Raw genomic sequence first — 16,308 nt, 5'->3', positions numbered from 1 at the left:
CGGGCGCGGTCAGCCGCGCTCGGCGCCGTGCGGCCACACCACGTCGACTGGGACACCTCGCTCACGCGCCAGGGCGACGACTGTCCCGGTACCGGCCCGCTCGCCGACCTTGCCGTCCCACACCGCGATCATCCGATCGGCCTCGCCGACGATGACCTCGTTGGCGGCCTCATATGCTTCGCGGCCCGCAGTGTCGAAGTCCATCACCCGAACCGTCGTGGCTCGCTCGATGAGCGTGTCGAACTGCACCAGAGCGTCCGGCTTCACCTTCGCCTCTCGGTAGTCGCGCGACGGCAGCACCACCTCGAGGCTGCCTCCCGCGTCGAGGACGGCTTCGGCGAACACGCTGTCGGCGCCGCGGGCGAGGCACGAGATGCCGACCGGATTCGGTGTGTCGGCGATCAGATCGGCGATCGCCGCGCGAACGATCGGAACTGTGTCGGCGGTGATGTTCGTGTGCCCGGTGACGCTGATTCGCAGTGCGCCGTGATGGCGGACCGGATCACCCGCCAGACCCTCGATGTACTCGGCACCCCATCGGTTCAGTTCGGTGACGAAGCCGCGCAGCGCTTTCCCGGTGGTGGTGAGCGAATACTCTACGCGTGGTGGGACTTCGGCGAAGGCGTGCCTGTTCACGATGCCGTCTTGTTCCAGCTCGCGCAGTTGGCGGGTGAGTACGCGCGGGGTCACCTCGCCGACCTTGCGGCGTAATTCGCCGTAGCGCAGGGGCTCGTCGAGGAGGTATTTGACGATCGTCATCTTCCACGCGCCGCCGAGCACGGCGATGCTCACTTCGACGGGACAGCTCCGCATCGCTCGCACGATCGGGGCCCGGACTTCGTCCTCGATAGCCATACGCTCGATGGTATCCAACTCGTCCATATGGACAATATTGTGCATACTGTCGATCTCGTTCGGTGGTTGATAGAAACGAGGGTAAGGACGTCGAGCAACGCGAAGGGTTCCGGTGAGTATTTCCGAAGTCGATATCGAGCCGCGCGCGAACCGGCGAGTGCACCGTGTTCATCCCGCGTGGACGATCGTGGCCGTGGCCGCCCTCGCGCTCATCGCGGCGGGGAGCTTCGCCACCATCGCGGGCCTGATCACCGAACCGCTGGTCGAGACGAGGGGGTGGAGTCGCACCGGCATCGGTGCGGCTGTGGCGGTGAACATGGTGCTCTACGGGGTGGTCGGGCCGTTCGCGGCGGCCATGATGGACCGCTACGGCATCCGCCGCGTGACGTCGTACGCACTGCTCACGCTGATCGCGAGTTCGGTTCTCACCGCGACGTTTACCCCGTCGGTGATCTGGTTCGTCTTATGGTTCGGCTTCGCCATCGGTGTCGGGACCGGGTCGATCACCACGGTGTTCGCCGCGACGGTGGCGAACCGGTGGTTCTACCGAAAGATCGGTCTTGCCACCGGAATACTCACCGCGGCCGGCGTATTCGGTCAGTTCGCGATGCTGCCCCTGCTGTCGGTGCTGCTCGAACGGTCCGACTGGCGCGCACCCGTTCTCGCGTGCGGCGCCTTGGCGACGGTGGCATTGCTCGGCGTCCTGTTCCTTCTGCGCGAGAGCCCCGCCTCGGTCGGCGCCGTCCGGTTCGGCGCGGATCCGAACACCGAACCGGTCGGCACGGATCGCCAGGTCAACCCGTTCGCCCGCACGATCGCCGCCCTGCTTCGGGCCCTTCGCGATACTCGATTCTGGGTTCTGGCCTCGATGTTCGCGCTGTGCGGGGCGACCACGAACGGCCTGATGTGGAGTCACTTCACGCCGGCCGCGCATGATCACGGCATGGCCGCCACCGCCGCGTCGGGCCTGCTGGCCATCATCGGCGTCGCCAATATCCTCGGCACCGTCTCCGCGGGGTGGCTCACCGACCGGATCGAACCGCGGCTGCTACTCGCGGTGTTCTTCCTCGGCCGCGGCGTGTCCCTCGCCCTCCTTCCTCTCCTGTTCACCAGCGGCTGGTCCCCGGACCTCGTCGTCTTCGCCGTGGTGTTCGGCATCCTCGACGTCGCGACAGTGCCACCGACACTGACCCTGTGCCGCCACTACTTCGGCGCCGACAGCGCCCTGACCTTCGGCTGGATCAGCGTCTTCCACCAACTCGGCGCGGGCGCGATGGCCCTCACGGGCGGACTGATCCGCGATATCAACGGCTCCTACACGCCCCTGTGGATCACCGCTGCCCTCGCGTGCCTCACCGCGGCCGGTCTCGGAACCGCCAGCTCCCGTTTCAGATGAGTCCCGAGGTCCATAGGTTCACCAGCATCTCACTCAGGCGAATGCTCAGTAACATAGGCCACAAGTAGTCGACTACTACGCGATTAGTGGCCAATAATTGGAATCCTCATACCAGAATGTGCATTAACTTATTGGGCTTACGTCGAAGGTCGATGTGAGCCGAGGAGGCCATGATGTCCGCAGTCTTCGTCGATGTTGCCCGTACGCCGTCGGCGTGTGCGATGTGGGCGGCAAGCGCCACGACCACCGAGCGGCCGAGATGACCGGCGACGGCGTTGCGACGGCGGTCGCTGATCTGACCAAGAAGACCGAGCTACTGGTGCGACAGCTGATCTTGCCGGTCGAAGAGCAACACGGCGGGAATGCGCACGACCTGCCCGGCGACGTGCGGCGCGCGTTGCAGACTGCGGCGAGAACGGCGGGGGTCTTCGCGCCCCAGGTGGGTGCGGCGTTCGGCGGCCTCGGCCTGAACATGCGCGATCGCGCGCCCGTCTTCGAGGCTTCCGGGTATTCGCTGTTCGGCCCTATCGCACAGAACTGCGCAGCACCCGACGAAGGCAATATGCACCTACTGGAACGAGTGGCGTCGCCGGCTCAACAGGATCAATACTTGCTGCCATTGGCAACTGGGCGAATCCGGTCGTGCTTCGCGATGACAGAGCCGGTGCCCCGCAATGGATTCGACCCGTCCACTCTGAGCACGACTGCCGAAAAGACCAGGTACGGGTGGGTGATCAACGGCCGGAAATGGTTTGTCACCGGCGCCGACGGCGCCGCGTTCGCCATCGCGGTGGCGCGCACGAGTGGCGAGCCGGATTCCCGGGGCGGCGCGACGATGTTCCTCGTCGACGCGGGCGCACCCGGTTTACGAGTTCAGCATGACCGGGCGACTGTGTTCGCGCGGGAGTCGGAGTTGATCTTCGAGAATCTCGAGGTGAGCGACGATATGGTCCTGGGCGAGGTGGACCGCGGATTCGACTACGCCCAGACCAGACTGTGGAACACCAGGCTCACCAACTGCATGCGGTGGCTCGGATCAGCGCGGCGCGCTGCCGACATCGCGGTGGCGCGCGCTGCGACTCAGTCGTCGTCCGGGGGCAGGCTGGGCGACCTCGGCATGGTCCAGCAGTTGATCGCCGACAACGAGATCGACATCGCGGCGTCCCGGGGATTGGTGGACCGGGCGTGCCTGTTGCTCGATGCGGGTGAGCCGTCGGCGCAGGCGACCTCGATCGCGAAGACATTCGTTGCCGAGGCGGTGGGGCGGGTGGTCGATCGGTCGCTGCAGATCTGCAGTGCACCAGGCAATTTCGAGGACGCGCCACTGTCGTGGCTGTACCGCGAGGTTCGACTGTTCCGCATAGACGACGGCCCCCTGGAGACTCAACGGTGGGCGATCGCACGTCGGGCGCTTCGCGCAGCCGACAGACGGGCCTCGTGAGCACCATCCCAGTCGGGCGGGGGCTAAGAGAATTGCAAGATTCCGGGATCTTCCTTCAGTGCGCTAAGTTACTATCAATTCCAGCGCTAAACAGCTAGAGTATCTAGTGCCATATGGCCTAGATCACTACATATGCGGCACTGATGCGGCATGAGAACCGGGTTAAGTAATGGAGCATTTCAGCATACTTGACGCAGAAACGGGGAGGTCACACGGTGTCGGCAGTCAAGCTATGCCTGTTACTCCTGAAGCCCTACCGCGCGCACGGCAGCCCCGGCGCGATTGTCGACAGTAGAGGCTGATGCCACTGTCTCGATCACCTCGCCCCGAGGAACCCGACACTCACCTGCGAGTGATCAGTGCCGACCTGGTGGTGGATTTCTGCGGTTGCCGCACCGCTGTGCGGAACTACCTGCGCGACAGGCTATCCCACCCGCATCCCTCCATCGTCGCCATAGAGATCAGCGATGGGTTCCTCCCGAACCGACGAATGCCCTGCGAGGCGCTGTGGCTACACCCGTGATCGACAACCTGGATTCCCGTACCGGCGCGGACATCATGAACCCGCTCGCCGCCATCGCTCACGACACCTTACGCGCCGTCGTGATGGTGACCCACGACCAGCAGGCCGCTGAAGGCACCGATCGGGTCACCAGCCTGCGTGACGGGCGCATACACAGCGACGAATCCTGCACTCCCCCACCGGCCCCCGACGAATCCTCGGGCGCCTGAAGCCTCGCGCTGGTGATCCGGCGTGCTCGACCGAGCGCGCCTGTCGAGCGCCTATCGCTTCTTTGACGATCAAACTCTGGATACTGGGCCACAAACCGAGGCATTTTGATAGCTTCATAGCAGTTCAACTATCACAGCGGTCTGTACGTCATCCGGTCTTCGCGCTGATCGTGCGCGATCCCGGCCGCGGCGAGATCCGCATCCGGGCCGCCACCACCTGGAATACGCCGATCGCCGGAGACAGAAGGAAGACGATGACCACCACCACTCACCGAAATGCCGGCTCCGGCAACGAATCCGAACCTCGAAGCGCGAGAGTCGGCAGCGATCCCGCTGACCCGATCGAACTGGTCGCCATCGATTCGATGACCGCCGAGATGGTCGGCCACTGGACCTACCTCATGGTCGAAGGCGCAGCCTTCGCCATGCAGGGTCTGCACCCGACCATCCGCGACGTCGTCGACAAGTACTCGGTCTCGCGCACCGATCCGGCGGGACGCGCCATTCGGTCGGTCGACTCGGTGCTGCGCTGGACCTACGGCGGTGCCGAAGCGATCAAGGAAGGCCAACGCCTGCGCTCGCTGCACGAACCGTTGCGGATGAAGAACGCGGACGGAAAATCCATCAGCGCCCTGAATCCCGATGCCTACCAATGGGTTATCGCCACCGCCTACGTCACTACCGCCAAGGCCGGTCCGCTGCTGATCGGGCGCGAGTTCACCGCTGCGGAATTGGACGGGTTGCTGGCCGACAATATCCGCATCGCGCGGATATTGCAGGTGCCCATGAAGGGTTACCCACAGACCAGAGCCGAGTTCGACACCTATTACGAGCACATGGTCCGCGATGTACTGTGCGCCACCGACGATGTGCGCGAGCAGTTCCGGCAGCTGCGTGACGGCGAGATCGAACAACTGGCGAAGATGCCGTTTCCGGCGGATCGGGTGTTGCGCTTGGCGCTGCTGCCGATGCTGCGATTCAACTACCTGTCCATCGTCGGTCTCCTCGACCCGCGGCTGCGAGCCATGATCGGCGTCGAATGGAGCCGCGCCGAACAACGCAGCCTGGAGCGAATTTACGCGGTGATCCGGTTCGCCTACCGCGTGCTGCCGGAACGGTTGACCTACTTTCCGATCGCCTACCATGCGCGAAAGCACCACCAGTCCATCGAGCGGATGAAGAAGCGGGAGCTGAAATCGGCCGCATACAAAGTGCGTCCGAAGCAGTAGCCTGCGCGCTATCGAATGGCGTGCGGAAACAGCAGCGGAGCAAGGTACTGCCGGGCGAAATCGCGTGCGGCATCAGCATCATGGAGCGGTAGGACCCCACCCGGATTCGAGATGAAAGACATGGTCAGTCGGACGAACAGCTCGGCCACGACGTCGGGGTCGAAGTCGCCGAGCTCGCCGCGTTGCTGCCAGTAGGCGATGAACCGGGCGACACCGATGCGCCCGTGATCGACGAATTCGTCACCGGTCACGAAATCGGCCATCTGCTCGGCCGCGCCCGAGGTGCGCAGGTTTCGCGTCAGCAGCCGTGGTGCGGAAGCTTCACTGACGAAGGCCGAGAACATCTCCGCGAGCGCGCCGACCGGGCCCGCCGATTTCCGCATGGCCCCGTAGATGATGTCGCCGACCCGTTCGGCCTCGGCCATCAGCGCGTATCGGACGATCGCCGACTTCGTCCCGAACCTGCGATAGACCGTCGCGACGCCCACTTCGGCGCCGTCGGCGATGTGCACCATCGTCGTTTCTTCGAAGCCGACCTGCACGAAAGACTCGCGGGCGGCATCGACGATGCGCCGGGATTTGGCGTCCAGTCGACTCAGCTCGGCCCAGGATTCGGGCAAGGGGGCTGGATGGTCGTTCACCGCTGACACCCTACCGGCTGATTCGGCCATCTCGAGCGGAGCGCGGCCACCCGTGAGCGGGCGGAGACACGAAAGCGCCACTGCCGATAACCGAGCCTGAATGATAGTCTGATCGCCGTACTACTATCACAATGAGGTGGCGAAGTGACTCGGGACGCGAAGATTCGAGAGGTCCTGGACTCTCAACAATCCCCAGCCACCCAGAACTCGATCCGCCCCGAGGTGATGACCGAGTTCCGCAAACACACCGCCAGCACCCTGTCCGCCGTCTTCGCCGGCGCGGCGTTCGATCAAGTAGCCCTGGTGTCCGTCGCGGCCGCGGTGGATCGAACCGGCAGATTCGCGGACAACTTCGCCAATCGTGGTGTGCGCAGTGGGTTTTCGTCATTGCTGGCTATCTGGGGCGACCCGGTCGATCGAGCCGCCGAGGCAGACCGGCTCAAGACACGACACCGCGACGTCCACGGCCGCGGCACGGGTGACTTTTCCGAGATCCGGTACAGCGCACTGAATCCGGATGCCTGGGTGTGGGTGGGCCTCAGTGGCGTCTATCTCGCGTTGCGAACCTTCACCTACTGCACCGGCACCGTGCTGCGACCCGCGGAGCAGGAAGCGGCCTATCAACTGCTGCGGGAATCGTTCTCCGACCTGGAACTGCGCGCCGAAGCCGGGAAATTGCCCGCGACGCTGGCGGAGGCGACCGCCTATTACGACCGGATGGTCGACACCGAATTGCAGACCAACCCCTTCTTGGTGGAACAGTTCGCCGCGCTCACGAGGCTGCCGCTGCCCACGATCGGAATGTCCGCGCCCGCGCGAGCAGCGCTGTCGCCGATGTGGTTGCTCATTCGGCCGATCGTCGGTCACGTCATTCAAGTCTGCTCGTCCAAGGCGATGGTTCCGGAAATGCAGGCACTCACCGGCTTCCGGCTGCGCCCCCACCACGATCTGGAATTCGCCGTCTACACCACGGCGTTGCGGGCGGCGTGGCGACTTCTGCCGGATCGGCTACTGCTGGCGCCACTCGCGTACAACCGACTCCAGTACGAGAAGCTCGTACACGTTCATCGCAAGTACGAGCTGGATACTTTCTCGGTCCCCGCGGAGCGCAGCGGCGGCTGCCCGATCTGACCACGGTGGGAAACCTGCGAGATAAGGCTTCTCACCTCGCATTTCACGCTGGCGAAGAGGTTCCGAATTCAGCTTGACACGCGTGTAAGGCTGAGTTAGCTTCTAGTGGCCCAGATCACAAGTTGCGGTCGGGTCGCCGGAATCGCCGAACGGGCGATCAGGTGTCGAACATGAGATCGACGGGTTGACCGGCGCTGTTCGCCAGGACAACCGGCCTGGAAAGGCATTCAGAATGGCCAGTAATTCTCGCCGGATCGCCGCGGTTGCGGTGGCCGCAGCGTGTGTGTTCTCCGTTGCTTCGTGCAGTAACGACAGCAGTTCCGGGGCGGGCGGCAGCACGACCGCCATCGCGCCGGGAGTCAAAGCGGCCGGCGCCCCGATCAAGATCGGCCTTTTCAATCCCTCCAAGGGCCCGGCTACCCAGGCGGGTGTGACCACCGGCAGGAATGCGGCGGTCGAGTACATCAACAACCAGATCGGCGGGATCAACGGCCGCCCGATCGAAATCGTCGACTGCGGTATCGACAACACCTCGCCGGAGTCCACGATCTCGTGCGCCAACCAGTTCGTGCAGGCAGGCGTGGTGGCCGCGGTCGACGGCTACAACGCCGAATCGGCCGCGGCGATGCCGATTTTGACTTCCGCGGCAATTCCGCTGATCGGCCAGATTCCCTTCAATACCGCGACCGGCGCGGTTCCCGAGAACCGCGTGTTCTTCGGTCCGCCGCCCGCGGCGTTCCTGGTCGGATTCCTGCAATCACTGAAGCAGGCGGGGAAGAACTCGCTGACCTTGGTCAACTCCGATCTGCCCCAGGCACATCAGGTGTTCGACGGTCTCCTGACCCCGCTGGGCAAACAGTTGGGAATCGAAGTCAAGAGTGCCTATTATCCGCCGGCGGGACCGAACTTCACCGCCCTCGCGTCCACGATCGCGGATGGTTCTCCCGCCGCGGGCGGTCTGATGACCGCGCCCAACGACAACACCTGCAACAAGCTGGCCCAAGCACTGAAGTCCGTGAAATATTCGGGCACTGTGTTTTTGGCCGCGTGTACGGAATACGTCGACGTGATGGGCGCACAAGCCGTCGGTGCTCAGTCCTATTCGCCGGTGTGGCTGCCGCCCGCCATCGACTCGGCTCCAGAACCCGCGAAATCGAATCTGAAGACAGCCCAACAATTCATCGACAACGCCGGTGGAACGGCCGGGTTCTACGCGTACGGCACCTTCGCCACACTCGTCGATCTCGCCAAGGCACTCACCTCCACCCCGCCTGCCGAATTCACCGGTCCGGCGATCCTCACCGCGCTCAAGGGGCTCGTCGACTACCAGAGTTTCCTCGGCCCGAAACTGAACTGCGGCAAAGCCACGACGCCCAACTGCACCACCGACATGTTGCTGTTCGAGGTGACCGGGGACAAGAAGACAACACCCGTCTCCGGTGGGTACATCACGCCCAGCCCCGAGGTTCTCAAATTGATCCCGGGTGCGGCGTAATCGATCCGGATGACCTCGGTGGACAGGGCGCTCGCACTATCAGCGACCTGTCCACCGGGGCCTGGGCTATCCACAGAAAACAGGGCACATGGGCCAGTTCTTGCAGTTCGTCTTCCTAGGTCTGTCGACCGGCGCGGTCTACGCGGTCTTGGCCACATCACTGGTGGGTGTGCACGCCGCGACGGGAATCATCAATTTCGCGCAGGGCGCGTTCGCCCTGTGGGCGGTCTACGTCGTTGCGGCCCTGCGAACCGACGGGACGTTCGTCCTGCCGCTCGGCAGCATCGCGCTCGGCAGTGAAGATCACCCGACGCCCATGGTGGCGGCGATCGCACTGGGAATCGCCTCTGCGACGGTGTGGGCGTTGCTGGCGCATCTGGTGGTGTTCCGGCCCCTGCGTCACGCGCCGGTGCTGGCGCAGGTGGTCGCCTCGGTAGGACTGATGTTGTTCATCCAGGCGTTGGCGGGACTGCGGTTCGATACCGAAAACCTTTTCGCCACACCGATTCTGCCGGAGAGCACGGTGACCGTGGCCGGTGCGCTGGTCAACGTATCCGATCTTGTGTTGGCCGCGATCGCGATCGTGATCGCCGTCGGTCTGCGGGCCTATTTCACCCTTACCACTGTCGGTATCGCGACCCGCGCGGGCTCGGAAGACGAACTCGCCGCACGCCTGACCGGGTATTCGCCCGATCGGCTGGCCGCGATCGTCTGGGCACTGACCGGCGCCGCCTGCGGGCTGATCGGAGTGCTAGCGGCGTTCACCATCGGATTGAACGAGACGAGCTACACGTTCTATGTGATCCCGGCGCTGGCGGCGGCGCTGGTCGGGCGACTGTCGTCCTTCGGCGTGGCCTGTGCGGCGGGATTGACGTTGGGTTCGTTCCAGGCGGTCATCCTCTGGGTCGACACCAAGGACTTGTGGCCGAATTGGGCGCAGTCCGGGCTCTCCGACGCCGTGCCGTTCGTCATCGTTGCCGTGGCGTTGTTCCTGCTCGGTGGCCGGATACCGGCGCGCGGCTCACTCGGGGCGGTGAAGATGCCCGCCGTGCGAATCCCCCGGGTCAAGATCACCCCGACCATCGCGGTGCTGGCAGTCGCGGTCCTCGCGATCGTCATGACGACCGGGACGTGGCGCTACGGCGTCGTGACCTCGATCATTCTGTCGCTGATCGCTCTGTCACTGGTGTTGCTGACCGGCTACCTCGGTCAGATCTCGCTGGCCAGTATGGCTTTCGCCGGCACGGCGGGCTTCGCGTTGTCGAAATTGTCCACCGAATGGCACGTTCCCTTTCCGCTCGGCATCATCGCAGCCGCCTTGGCGGCCACCGCGTTGGGCATTCTGGTCGCGGTGCCTGCGTTGCGTATCCGTGGCGCCCAATTGGCGGTGGTGACCTTGGCCGCCGCATTGGCCATTCAAAGCTTCGTGTTCAACAACCCCTCGTTGACTCCCGCGCAGGGCAACATCATCACCGACCCCACCCTGTTCGGTATCGACCTGGGGGTTCGTGACGGCACCAACCTTGTCACGCTGCCCTTTTCGCTGATGGTCCTGGTGGTCGTCGCGATCTGCACGTTGGCGGTGATGCGGATCATGGCGGGCGCGACCGGTCGCGCGATGTTGGCCGTGCGGTCCAACGAGCGAGCAGCGGCATCGGTCGGAATCGACGTCGCCGCAACGAAATTGCTCGGTTTCGCTGTCTCGGCGTTCCTGGCCGGCATCGGCGGTTGCCTGATCGGCTACAGCAGAGGACAGCTCTCGGCGGGTTCGTTCACCGTGATGATCGGCCTGACGCTGTTGGCGATGACCTACGTCGGCGGCATCACCTCCGTGTCGGGCGCGTTCATCGCCGGGACCATCGGTCCACTGGGAGTCGGCTACGTATTCCTCAACCAGACTCTCGAACTCGGCGAATACTACGAGGTCATCGCCGCGACCGTGTTGTTGCTGATGGCCGTGCTCAACCCGGTCGGCGTCGCGGGGGCGGTGACCTCGGCAGTCGAGTGGCTCACCGCGACGATCCCCCGCCGAAGCAGCCGTGAAATCACCGGCGACGAGGCCGCTGAGTCGGGAAAGAAGGCAGTAGCGCATGTCCGATAGCGTGCAACCTCTGTTGCGGACCCACGGATTGTCGGTTCGCTACGGCGGTGTCGTGGCCAATACCGACATCGACATCGCTGTCGATTCCGGAGAGATCGTGGGTCTGATCGGACCCAACGGCGCGGGAAAGACGACGTTCGTCGACGCGGTCACCGGGTTCACCCCCTACACCGGAAACGTCACCCTCGAAGGCACCGCGCTCGACCGACTCGGCACGCATCGACGACGACGCGCCGGATTGGCCCGAACCTGGCAGGCGGGTGAGCTTTTCGGCGACCTCACGGTTGCGCAGAATCTCGCCGTCGCGATACAGCCGACCGGTCTGCGCATGCTGTTCGCCGACATCGTCGGCGGTTCGGTGCCGCCGAGCGAGACCATCGACGCAGCCCTGGAATTGGTGGGTGTGCCCGGTGTCGCGGCCCAGCGTCCCGGTGAATTGACCCTGGGCCAGCAGAAATTGGTCGGGGTGGCGCGCGCGCTGGTCGGCGGTTCGAAGGTGGTGCTCCTCGATGAACCCGCCGCCGGCCTCGACACTCACGAGAGCCAGGACTTCGGTCGGCATCTGCGGCGCATCGCGACCGCGGGTGTCGGTGTGTTGCTCATCGACCACGACATGTCTCTGGTACTCGACACCTGTTCGCGGCTCTACGTGCTGGACTTCGGTGTCGTCATCGCCGCCGGCGAGCCCGGCCGAATCCGGGAAGACCCACGGGTGATCACCGCGTATCTCGGCACCGCCCGCACCGACGCCGACGACGCGGCCCTTCCGGCAGGAGACAGCAAATGACCACATCGGCGATGCCGGAGACGCCGCTGATCGAGGCGAAGCCCGCCCTGAACATCGAAGGGCTCACCGTCGGATACGGTGGCGTGCCCGCCGTGCGCGATCTGAACGCCCAGGTGCGTGCGGGCGAGATCCTCGCACTCCTGGGTCCGAACGGGGCGGGCAAGACCACCACTCTGCTCGCGTCGGTCGGGGCGCTGCCTGCGCTGTCCGGCATCATCACAGCGCTCGGCGAACCGCTGGACCGACGGGTGGAAGCCAACGCGCGCCGCGGCATCATCCTGGTCCCCGACAGCCGGGGCGTCTTCCACCGCTTGTCGGTCGACGACAATCTGCGCCTGGCCCGGCGCAAGCACGGCCCCTCCGTCGATGACGTCTTCGACTACTTCCCCGCGCTGCGGTCGATGCGTTCGCGCCGATGCGGCACACTCTCCGGCGGCGAACAACAGATGCTCGCGTTGGCGAAAGCACTGCTGTGCGCACCCAAGATCCTGCTCGTCGACGAACTCAGCCTCGGGCTGTCGCCGATCGCCGTGGAGGGCCTGCTCCCCCGGCTGCGTCAGATCGCCGACGACCAGCATATGGCCGTGGTGCTGGTCGAACAACACATCGAACTGGCGTTGTCGATCGCCGATACGGCGGTCGTGCTCCATCACGGCCGAGCCGTGTTGTCCGGCTCCGCCGCCGAGCTCCGTGGTCGCCGAGATAGGGTCGAGGCGGCCTACTTCGGTAATACCGAAGGATGACACCGCCACGAACGGTACGTGGGACAGCATCGAGGAGGAAGGTTGGCCGGAACCGGGCACCCTGATCGCCGCGCGAAAGCGCCCGCGCGCCGCAGCACCCGCAATCGCCCGACCGACTCCGTACTCCTGGATGCGGCATGCGCGGTGATCGCCGAGGTGGGCGTTGATCGAGCCACCATGGATACCATCGCGCAACGCGCCGATACCTCCAGAGTGACCCTCTATGCCCACTTCGGCTCCCGCGACGCACTCATCGACGCTGTTATCGAACGAGAGCTTGCCGCGTTGACCACCTGGATGTTCGAGATCTACGACAACGGCGAGACGATGGGCTACGGGCAGCGGGCCCGATATTCGATCGAGTCGCTCTTCGATTACGCCCGCCGGCACCCCGAAGGATTCCGCGTCCTACTCGACAACCGATACGACGACAGCCACCCCGGGCGTCGGTTGTCCGCCGCTCTCGAACCGCGTATCGCCGAACGATTGCGAGCCAACTACGCCGAGCGTGGAACTCCCATCCACGGCGGCGCGGACACACTCGCCACGATGCTTCTCGGCATCAGCTTGGACGTTGCCTATCGCGCCGTCATCCTCGCAGGGGCCGACATCGGCACGGCCTGCGATCTGGCGATCACAGCATCGCTCGCGGTTCTGCGAGCCGTCGACCCCGAGCAACTGCGTGCGATCGACACCCACGTGCCGACTACGCCATAGCGGCTCGAGCGCGGCGGCGAGGCGAACGCCTCACCCGCCGCGGTCAGCGGCCCCGTTCGATCAGACGAGGGCACGCTGCTTCCTGATGCGGTTGCGCACGTCGCGCATCATCGCGTTGGTGCCTGCGAACCTGATGAACTTCGGGATGAAGCGGTTGACGAAGCCGACGAACTGGAAAAGGTGCTCGAATCGGCGCTGATCCGCGGTGCTCCATTCGACCGCCATCTGCTCGCGGAAATGCGGCGGCAAGAAGCCCGCGGTCAGGAACCGCAGCAGGCTGCCGAACGTCACCCGGATGGACCAGTGGACCATTCGCAGGTGCAGCAGATCGTCGATGTAGGCGCGGAATTCGTCGTCGCACACCACCCCCTTGCACGCCTCCAGCCAGTACTCGTCGAACTCGGCGCGCGTCTTCGGCCACATATCGGGGTGTACCTGGAGCGTGGTGCCGAAGGTGTCCGAACCCTGGTAGAACGCCTCGAGTTCGTCGGCGGTCATCTTGCCGCAGAGCAGTTGGTGGGTGTCCTCGAAACCGATGTAGATCGCCGCGGCCACATACATCTGCAAGTTTCGGTCGAAGGCGTTGTATTTCACCTTCGAATCCGGCCGCGACCTGACTTGGCGGTGCGCGACATTGACCGCCTCCCGCATGGCCGACTTGTCCTCGTCGCTGCCGAGAACCGCCACCGCGAGGTAGGCGGAGGTGGTCCGCAACCGCTTCCACGGATGCACCATGAGCGCACCGGATTCGACCTGACTCTCCATCACACCCGCCGCGACTCCCTGGTGCGCGAATTGCATCGCCACGTTCGCGGCCGCACCCGCGAACATCCAGAAGTCCAAGGCATCGGCCAACTGAGCCGGCCGTTTGCGCGGGGACCGGTGGGTGTCGGGAATATGGAGGCGAACCCGATCGAGAGTCAGCGCACGCTCCGGCGCCGTGAATTCCACCGCTGGGGTGGCCGACCCACGCCACGCCGGGGCCGTGCCTTCATCGACGTAGGAATCACTGTGTGGGTCTACGTAATTGGGTTCGCCAGGCCTGATTGCCGTGCTCATCGTCATCCTTTCCCAGATGTGCCGCGCGACCGAGCAGCCGAGGCGACGCACAGCAGCCCGACGCACCTCGCGAACGCGGTTCGGTGCCAAGGGTACACCGGCAATGCCAATATGTTACTGACTATTCCGCAACCGAAGAAAGATACAGCAGAGGGTTTGCAAGTGATTGACAGCGTCGCTCGCGATCAATAAGTTGATGACCATTCACCCACGCCGCGAAGCGGGCATGCACCGCGGCGCCGGGTGGACACGACCGGGAGTTCGCTCCCGGAGCACAAGGCTCGCGGCGTGGGATGTCCAGGCCCTGTTGTCCCCACTGCCGCGAGTCCTGTGTCCCCGCCCTTCACGAACCCGCCCGCCGATCGCTCGTAGCGTCCGGCGGGCACTCGTCTATCGGCGTGGCCTCAGAGGCGTTCGATGATGGTGGCGTTGGCCAGGCCGCCCGCCTCGCACATGGTCTGGAGCCCGTAGCGACCGCCGGTCTGTTCGAGATGGTTGACCATCGTCGCGAGCAAACGGGTACCGGAGGCACCGAGTGGGTGGCCGAGCGCGATGGCGCCGCCACGCGGATTGACCCTGGCCGGGTCGGCGCCGAGCTCGTGCTGCCAGACGAGCGGGACCGGGGCGAACGCCTCGTTCACCTCGAAGGTATCGATGTCGTCGACGGTGAGCGAGACCCGCTCGAGCGCCTTGCGGGTCGCGGGGACGACGGCGGTGAGCATGAGTGTGGGATCGTCGCCGACGACGGCGAAGGAGTGGAAGCGGGCGCGAGGGGTCAACCCCAGTTTCGCCGCCATCGCCTCGCTCATGATGAGAGCCGCCGACGCGCCGTCGGTGAGCGGCGAGGAATTGCCCGCGGTCACCGACCAGTCGATCTCCGGAAACCGGTCGAGGAGAGCGGGATCCGTGAAGGCGGGGCGCAGGTTCGCCAAGCCTTCGACAGTGGTACCGGTGCGTATCGTCTCGTCGGCAACGAGGTCTCCGGCGGCAACGAGCTCGGCGTCGAAGCCCCCTGATGCCGCAGTGGCGGCAGCCAGCCGATGCGAGCGCGCCGCGAACTCGTCGAGAACCGCGCGGTCCAGTTTCCAACGGGCAGCGATGATCTCGGCCGCGATCCCCTGTCCGATCAGGCCGGCCGGGTAACGAGCGGCGAGCGGGCCGCGCAGGGAGTCTTTGCCCTGGGTGTTGGAGAACATCGGGGCACGGCTCATCGACTCGACGCCACAGGCTATCGCCACGTCGTACGCGCCGGCGAGCACACCCTGGGCGGCGAAATGCACGGCCTGCTGGCTCGAACCACACTGTCGGTCAACCGTGGTGCCTGGCACCGACTCCGGGAATCCTGCCGCCAGCACCGCGGTCCTGGCGATGTTGTTGGCCTGTTCACCGCTCTGGGTGACACAGCCGGCGATCACATCGTCGACGAGGGCTGGGTCGATCCCGGTGCGCGCGACCAACTCTGCCAACACACCGGCCAGCAAAGTGGCCGGATGAACGGACGACAGTCCGCCGCCGGACTTACCCCGACCCGACGGTGTACGAACCACATCGACGATGACAGCTGACATCATGAACCTCCTGCACGGTCGCCGACCATACGACGACATCCCTCGAGTAAGTTAATATCCATTCTTATCACTAGCCGTCGAATCATGGCCAATACCAGCTGTTAGCCCCCTATTGACAGATTATGTTACTGTCGATTCCGCAGCATCATGAGTTGGGGGCATGATGCGCGGCCGCATCGGCACCGGCACGCACCCCTCAACAGCGTCCGGTGCCGATGCGGTGGTCCCCCACTCGCGATCGGTCCGCGCCGACCTGCGCGTCGGGTGACCCACAAGAAGGACACCGCGGGCGCGACCTGCGACAGCGCTCGATTCGGCGCCCTATAGGCAATCCCGAATCTATGAGATATGTTACCGGTAATTCTCATCACAGCGATGAGAATGGGTAGTAACTTGATCTTCGATGGTCGGCC

Annotated in this window: 14 protein-coding genes; 10 read left to right on the top strand and 4 right to left on the bottom strand. The window is 64.8% G+C overall.

Annotated elements, in window-relative coordinates:
• Positions 1-9: 9 nt before the first annotated feature.
• Positions 10-855 (bottom strand): helix-turn-helix domain-containing protein, encoded by an 846-nt coding sequence (locus IBJ82_RS34730; RefSeq protein ID WP_228537420.1) that lies wholly within the window; start codon positions 853-855, stop codon positions 10-12.
• Between the two features lie 112 nt (positions 856-967).
• On the opposite strand from IBJ82_RS34730, the gene IBJ82_RS20195 reads away from it, so the two are divergent.
• The 4 genes from IBJ82_RS20195 (at position 968) to IBJ82_RS20180 (ending at position 5,653) form a co-directional block, all read left to right on the top strand.
• The gene (locus tag IBJ82_RS20195; protein ID WP_194827509.1) at positions 968-2,251 is read left to right on the top strand and encodes an MFS transporter; all 1,284 of its coding nucleotides are present in this window, start codon (positions 968-970) and stop codon (positions 2,249-2,251) included.
• Between the two features lie 259 nt (positions 2,252-2,510).
• On the top strand, positions 2,511-3,692 hold the full coding sequence (locus tag IBJ82_RS20190) for an acyl-CoA dehydrogenase family protein (RefSeq protein ID WP_194827832.1): 1,182 nt from the start codon (positions 2,511-2,513) through the stop codon (positions 3,690-3,692).
• 507 nt (positions 3,693-4,199) lie between these two features.
• Positions 4,200-4,424: a hypothetical protein gene (locus IBJ82_RS20185; RefSeq protein WP_194827508.1), complete on the top strand. Its 225-nt coding sequence runs from the start codon at positions 4,200-4,202 to the stop codon at positions 4,422-4,424.
• 254 nt (positions 4,425-4,678) lie between these two features.
• Positions 4,679-5,653: an oxygenase MpaB family protein gene (locus IBJ82_RS20180; RefSeq protein ID WP_194827507.1), complete on the top strand. Its 975-nt coding sequence runs from the start codon at positions 4,679-4,681 to the stop codon at positions 5,651-5,653.
• Positions 5,654-5,661: 8 nt separating this feature from the next.
• Here IBJ82_RS20180 and IBJ82_RS20175 read toward each other — a convergent pair whose 3' ends face one another.
• A complete protein-coding gene (locus tag IBJ82_RS20175) occupies positions 5,662-6,294 on the bottom strand; it encodes a TetR/AcrR family transcriptional regulator (protein ID WP_370585397.1) in 633 nt (210 codons plus the stop codon).
• 144 nt (positions 6,295-6,438) lie between these two features.
• On the opposite strand from IBJ82_RS20175, the gene IBJ82_RS20170 reads away from it, so the two are divergent.
• From IBJ82_RS20170 to IBJ82_RS20145, 6 genes are all read left to right on the top strand, one after another.
• Entirely contained in the window at positions 6,439-7,425 is a 987-nt protein-coding gene (locus IBJ82_RS20170) for an oxygenase MpaB family protein (RefSeq protein WP_370585396.1), read from the top strand.
• Positions 7,426-7,657: 232 nt separating this feature from the next.
• Positions 7,658-8,920 carry an ABC transporter substrate-binding protein gene (locus IBJ82_RS20165; RefSeq protein ID WP_194827505.1) on the top strand — a complete coding sequence of 421 codons (1,263 nt, stop codon included), beginning with the start codon at positions 7,658-7,660 and terminating at the stop codon, positions 8,918-8,920.
• An 88-nt stretch (positions 8,921-9,008) separates the two neighbouring features.
• Positions 9,009-11,021, top strand: a complete 2,013-nt coding sequence (locus tag IBJ82_RS20160) for an ABC transporter permease (RefSeq protein ID WP_194827504.1) — start codon at positions 9,009-9,011, stop codon at positions 11,019-11,021.
• A complete protein-coding gene (locus IBJ82_RS20155; RefSeq protein ID WP_194827503.1) occupies positions 11,011-11,808 on the top strand; it encodes an ABC transporter ATP-binding protein in 798 nt (265 codons plus the stop codon). The genes IBJ82_RS20160 and IBJ82_RS20155 overlap by 11 nt, the downstream gene beginning before the upstream one ends.
• An 11-nt stretch (positions 11,809-11,819) precedes the next feature.
• Positions 11,820-12,551 carry an ABC transporter ATP-binding protein gene (locus tag IBJ82_RS20150; RefSeq protein WP_370585417.1) on the top strand — a complete coding sequence of 244 codons (732 nt, stop codon included), beginning with the start codon at positions 11,820-11,822 and terminating at the stop codon, positions 12,549-12,551.
• A gap of 42 nt (positions 12,552-12,593) precedes the next feature.
• Positions 12,594-13,268, top strand: a complete 675-nt coding sequence (locus tag IBJ82_RS20145; RefSeq protein ID WP_194827501.1) for a TetR/AcrR family transcriptional regulator — start codon at positions 12,594-12,596, stop codon at positions 13,266-13,268.
• Between the two features lie 60 nt (positions 13,269-13,328).
• On the opposite strand, the gene IBJ82_RS20140 is transcribed toward IBJ82_RS20145, so the two are convergent.
• Together IBJ82_RS20140 and IBJ82_RS20135 are read right to left on the bottom strand one after the other, a co-directional pair.
• The gene (locus IBJ82_RS20140) at positions 13,329-14,327 is read right to left on the bottom strand and encodes an oxygenase MpaB family protein (RefSeq protein ID WP_194827500.1); all 999 of its coding nucleotides are present in this window, start codon (positions 14,325-14,327) and stop codon (positions 13,329-13,331) included.
• 404 nt (positions 14,328-14,731) lie between these two features.
• Positions 14,732-15,898, bottom strand: a complete 1,167-nt coding sequence (locus IBJ82_RS20135; protein ID WP_194827499.1) for a thiolase family protein — start codon at positions 15,896-15,898, stop codon at positions 14,732-14,734.
• Positions 15,899-16,308: the final 410 nt, after the last annotated feature.

Origin of the sequence: Nocardia sp. XZ_19_231 (genome assembly GCF_015355705.1) — a bacterium.
Classification (GTDB): Bacteria; Actinomycetota; Actinomycetes; order Mycobacteriales; family Mycobacteriaceae; genus Nocardia; species Nocardia salmonicida.
This window is presented reverse-complemented; position numbering and strand designations above follow the sequence as displayed.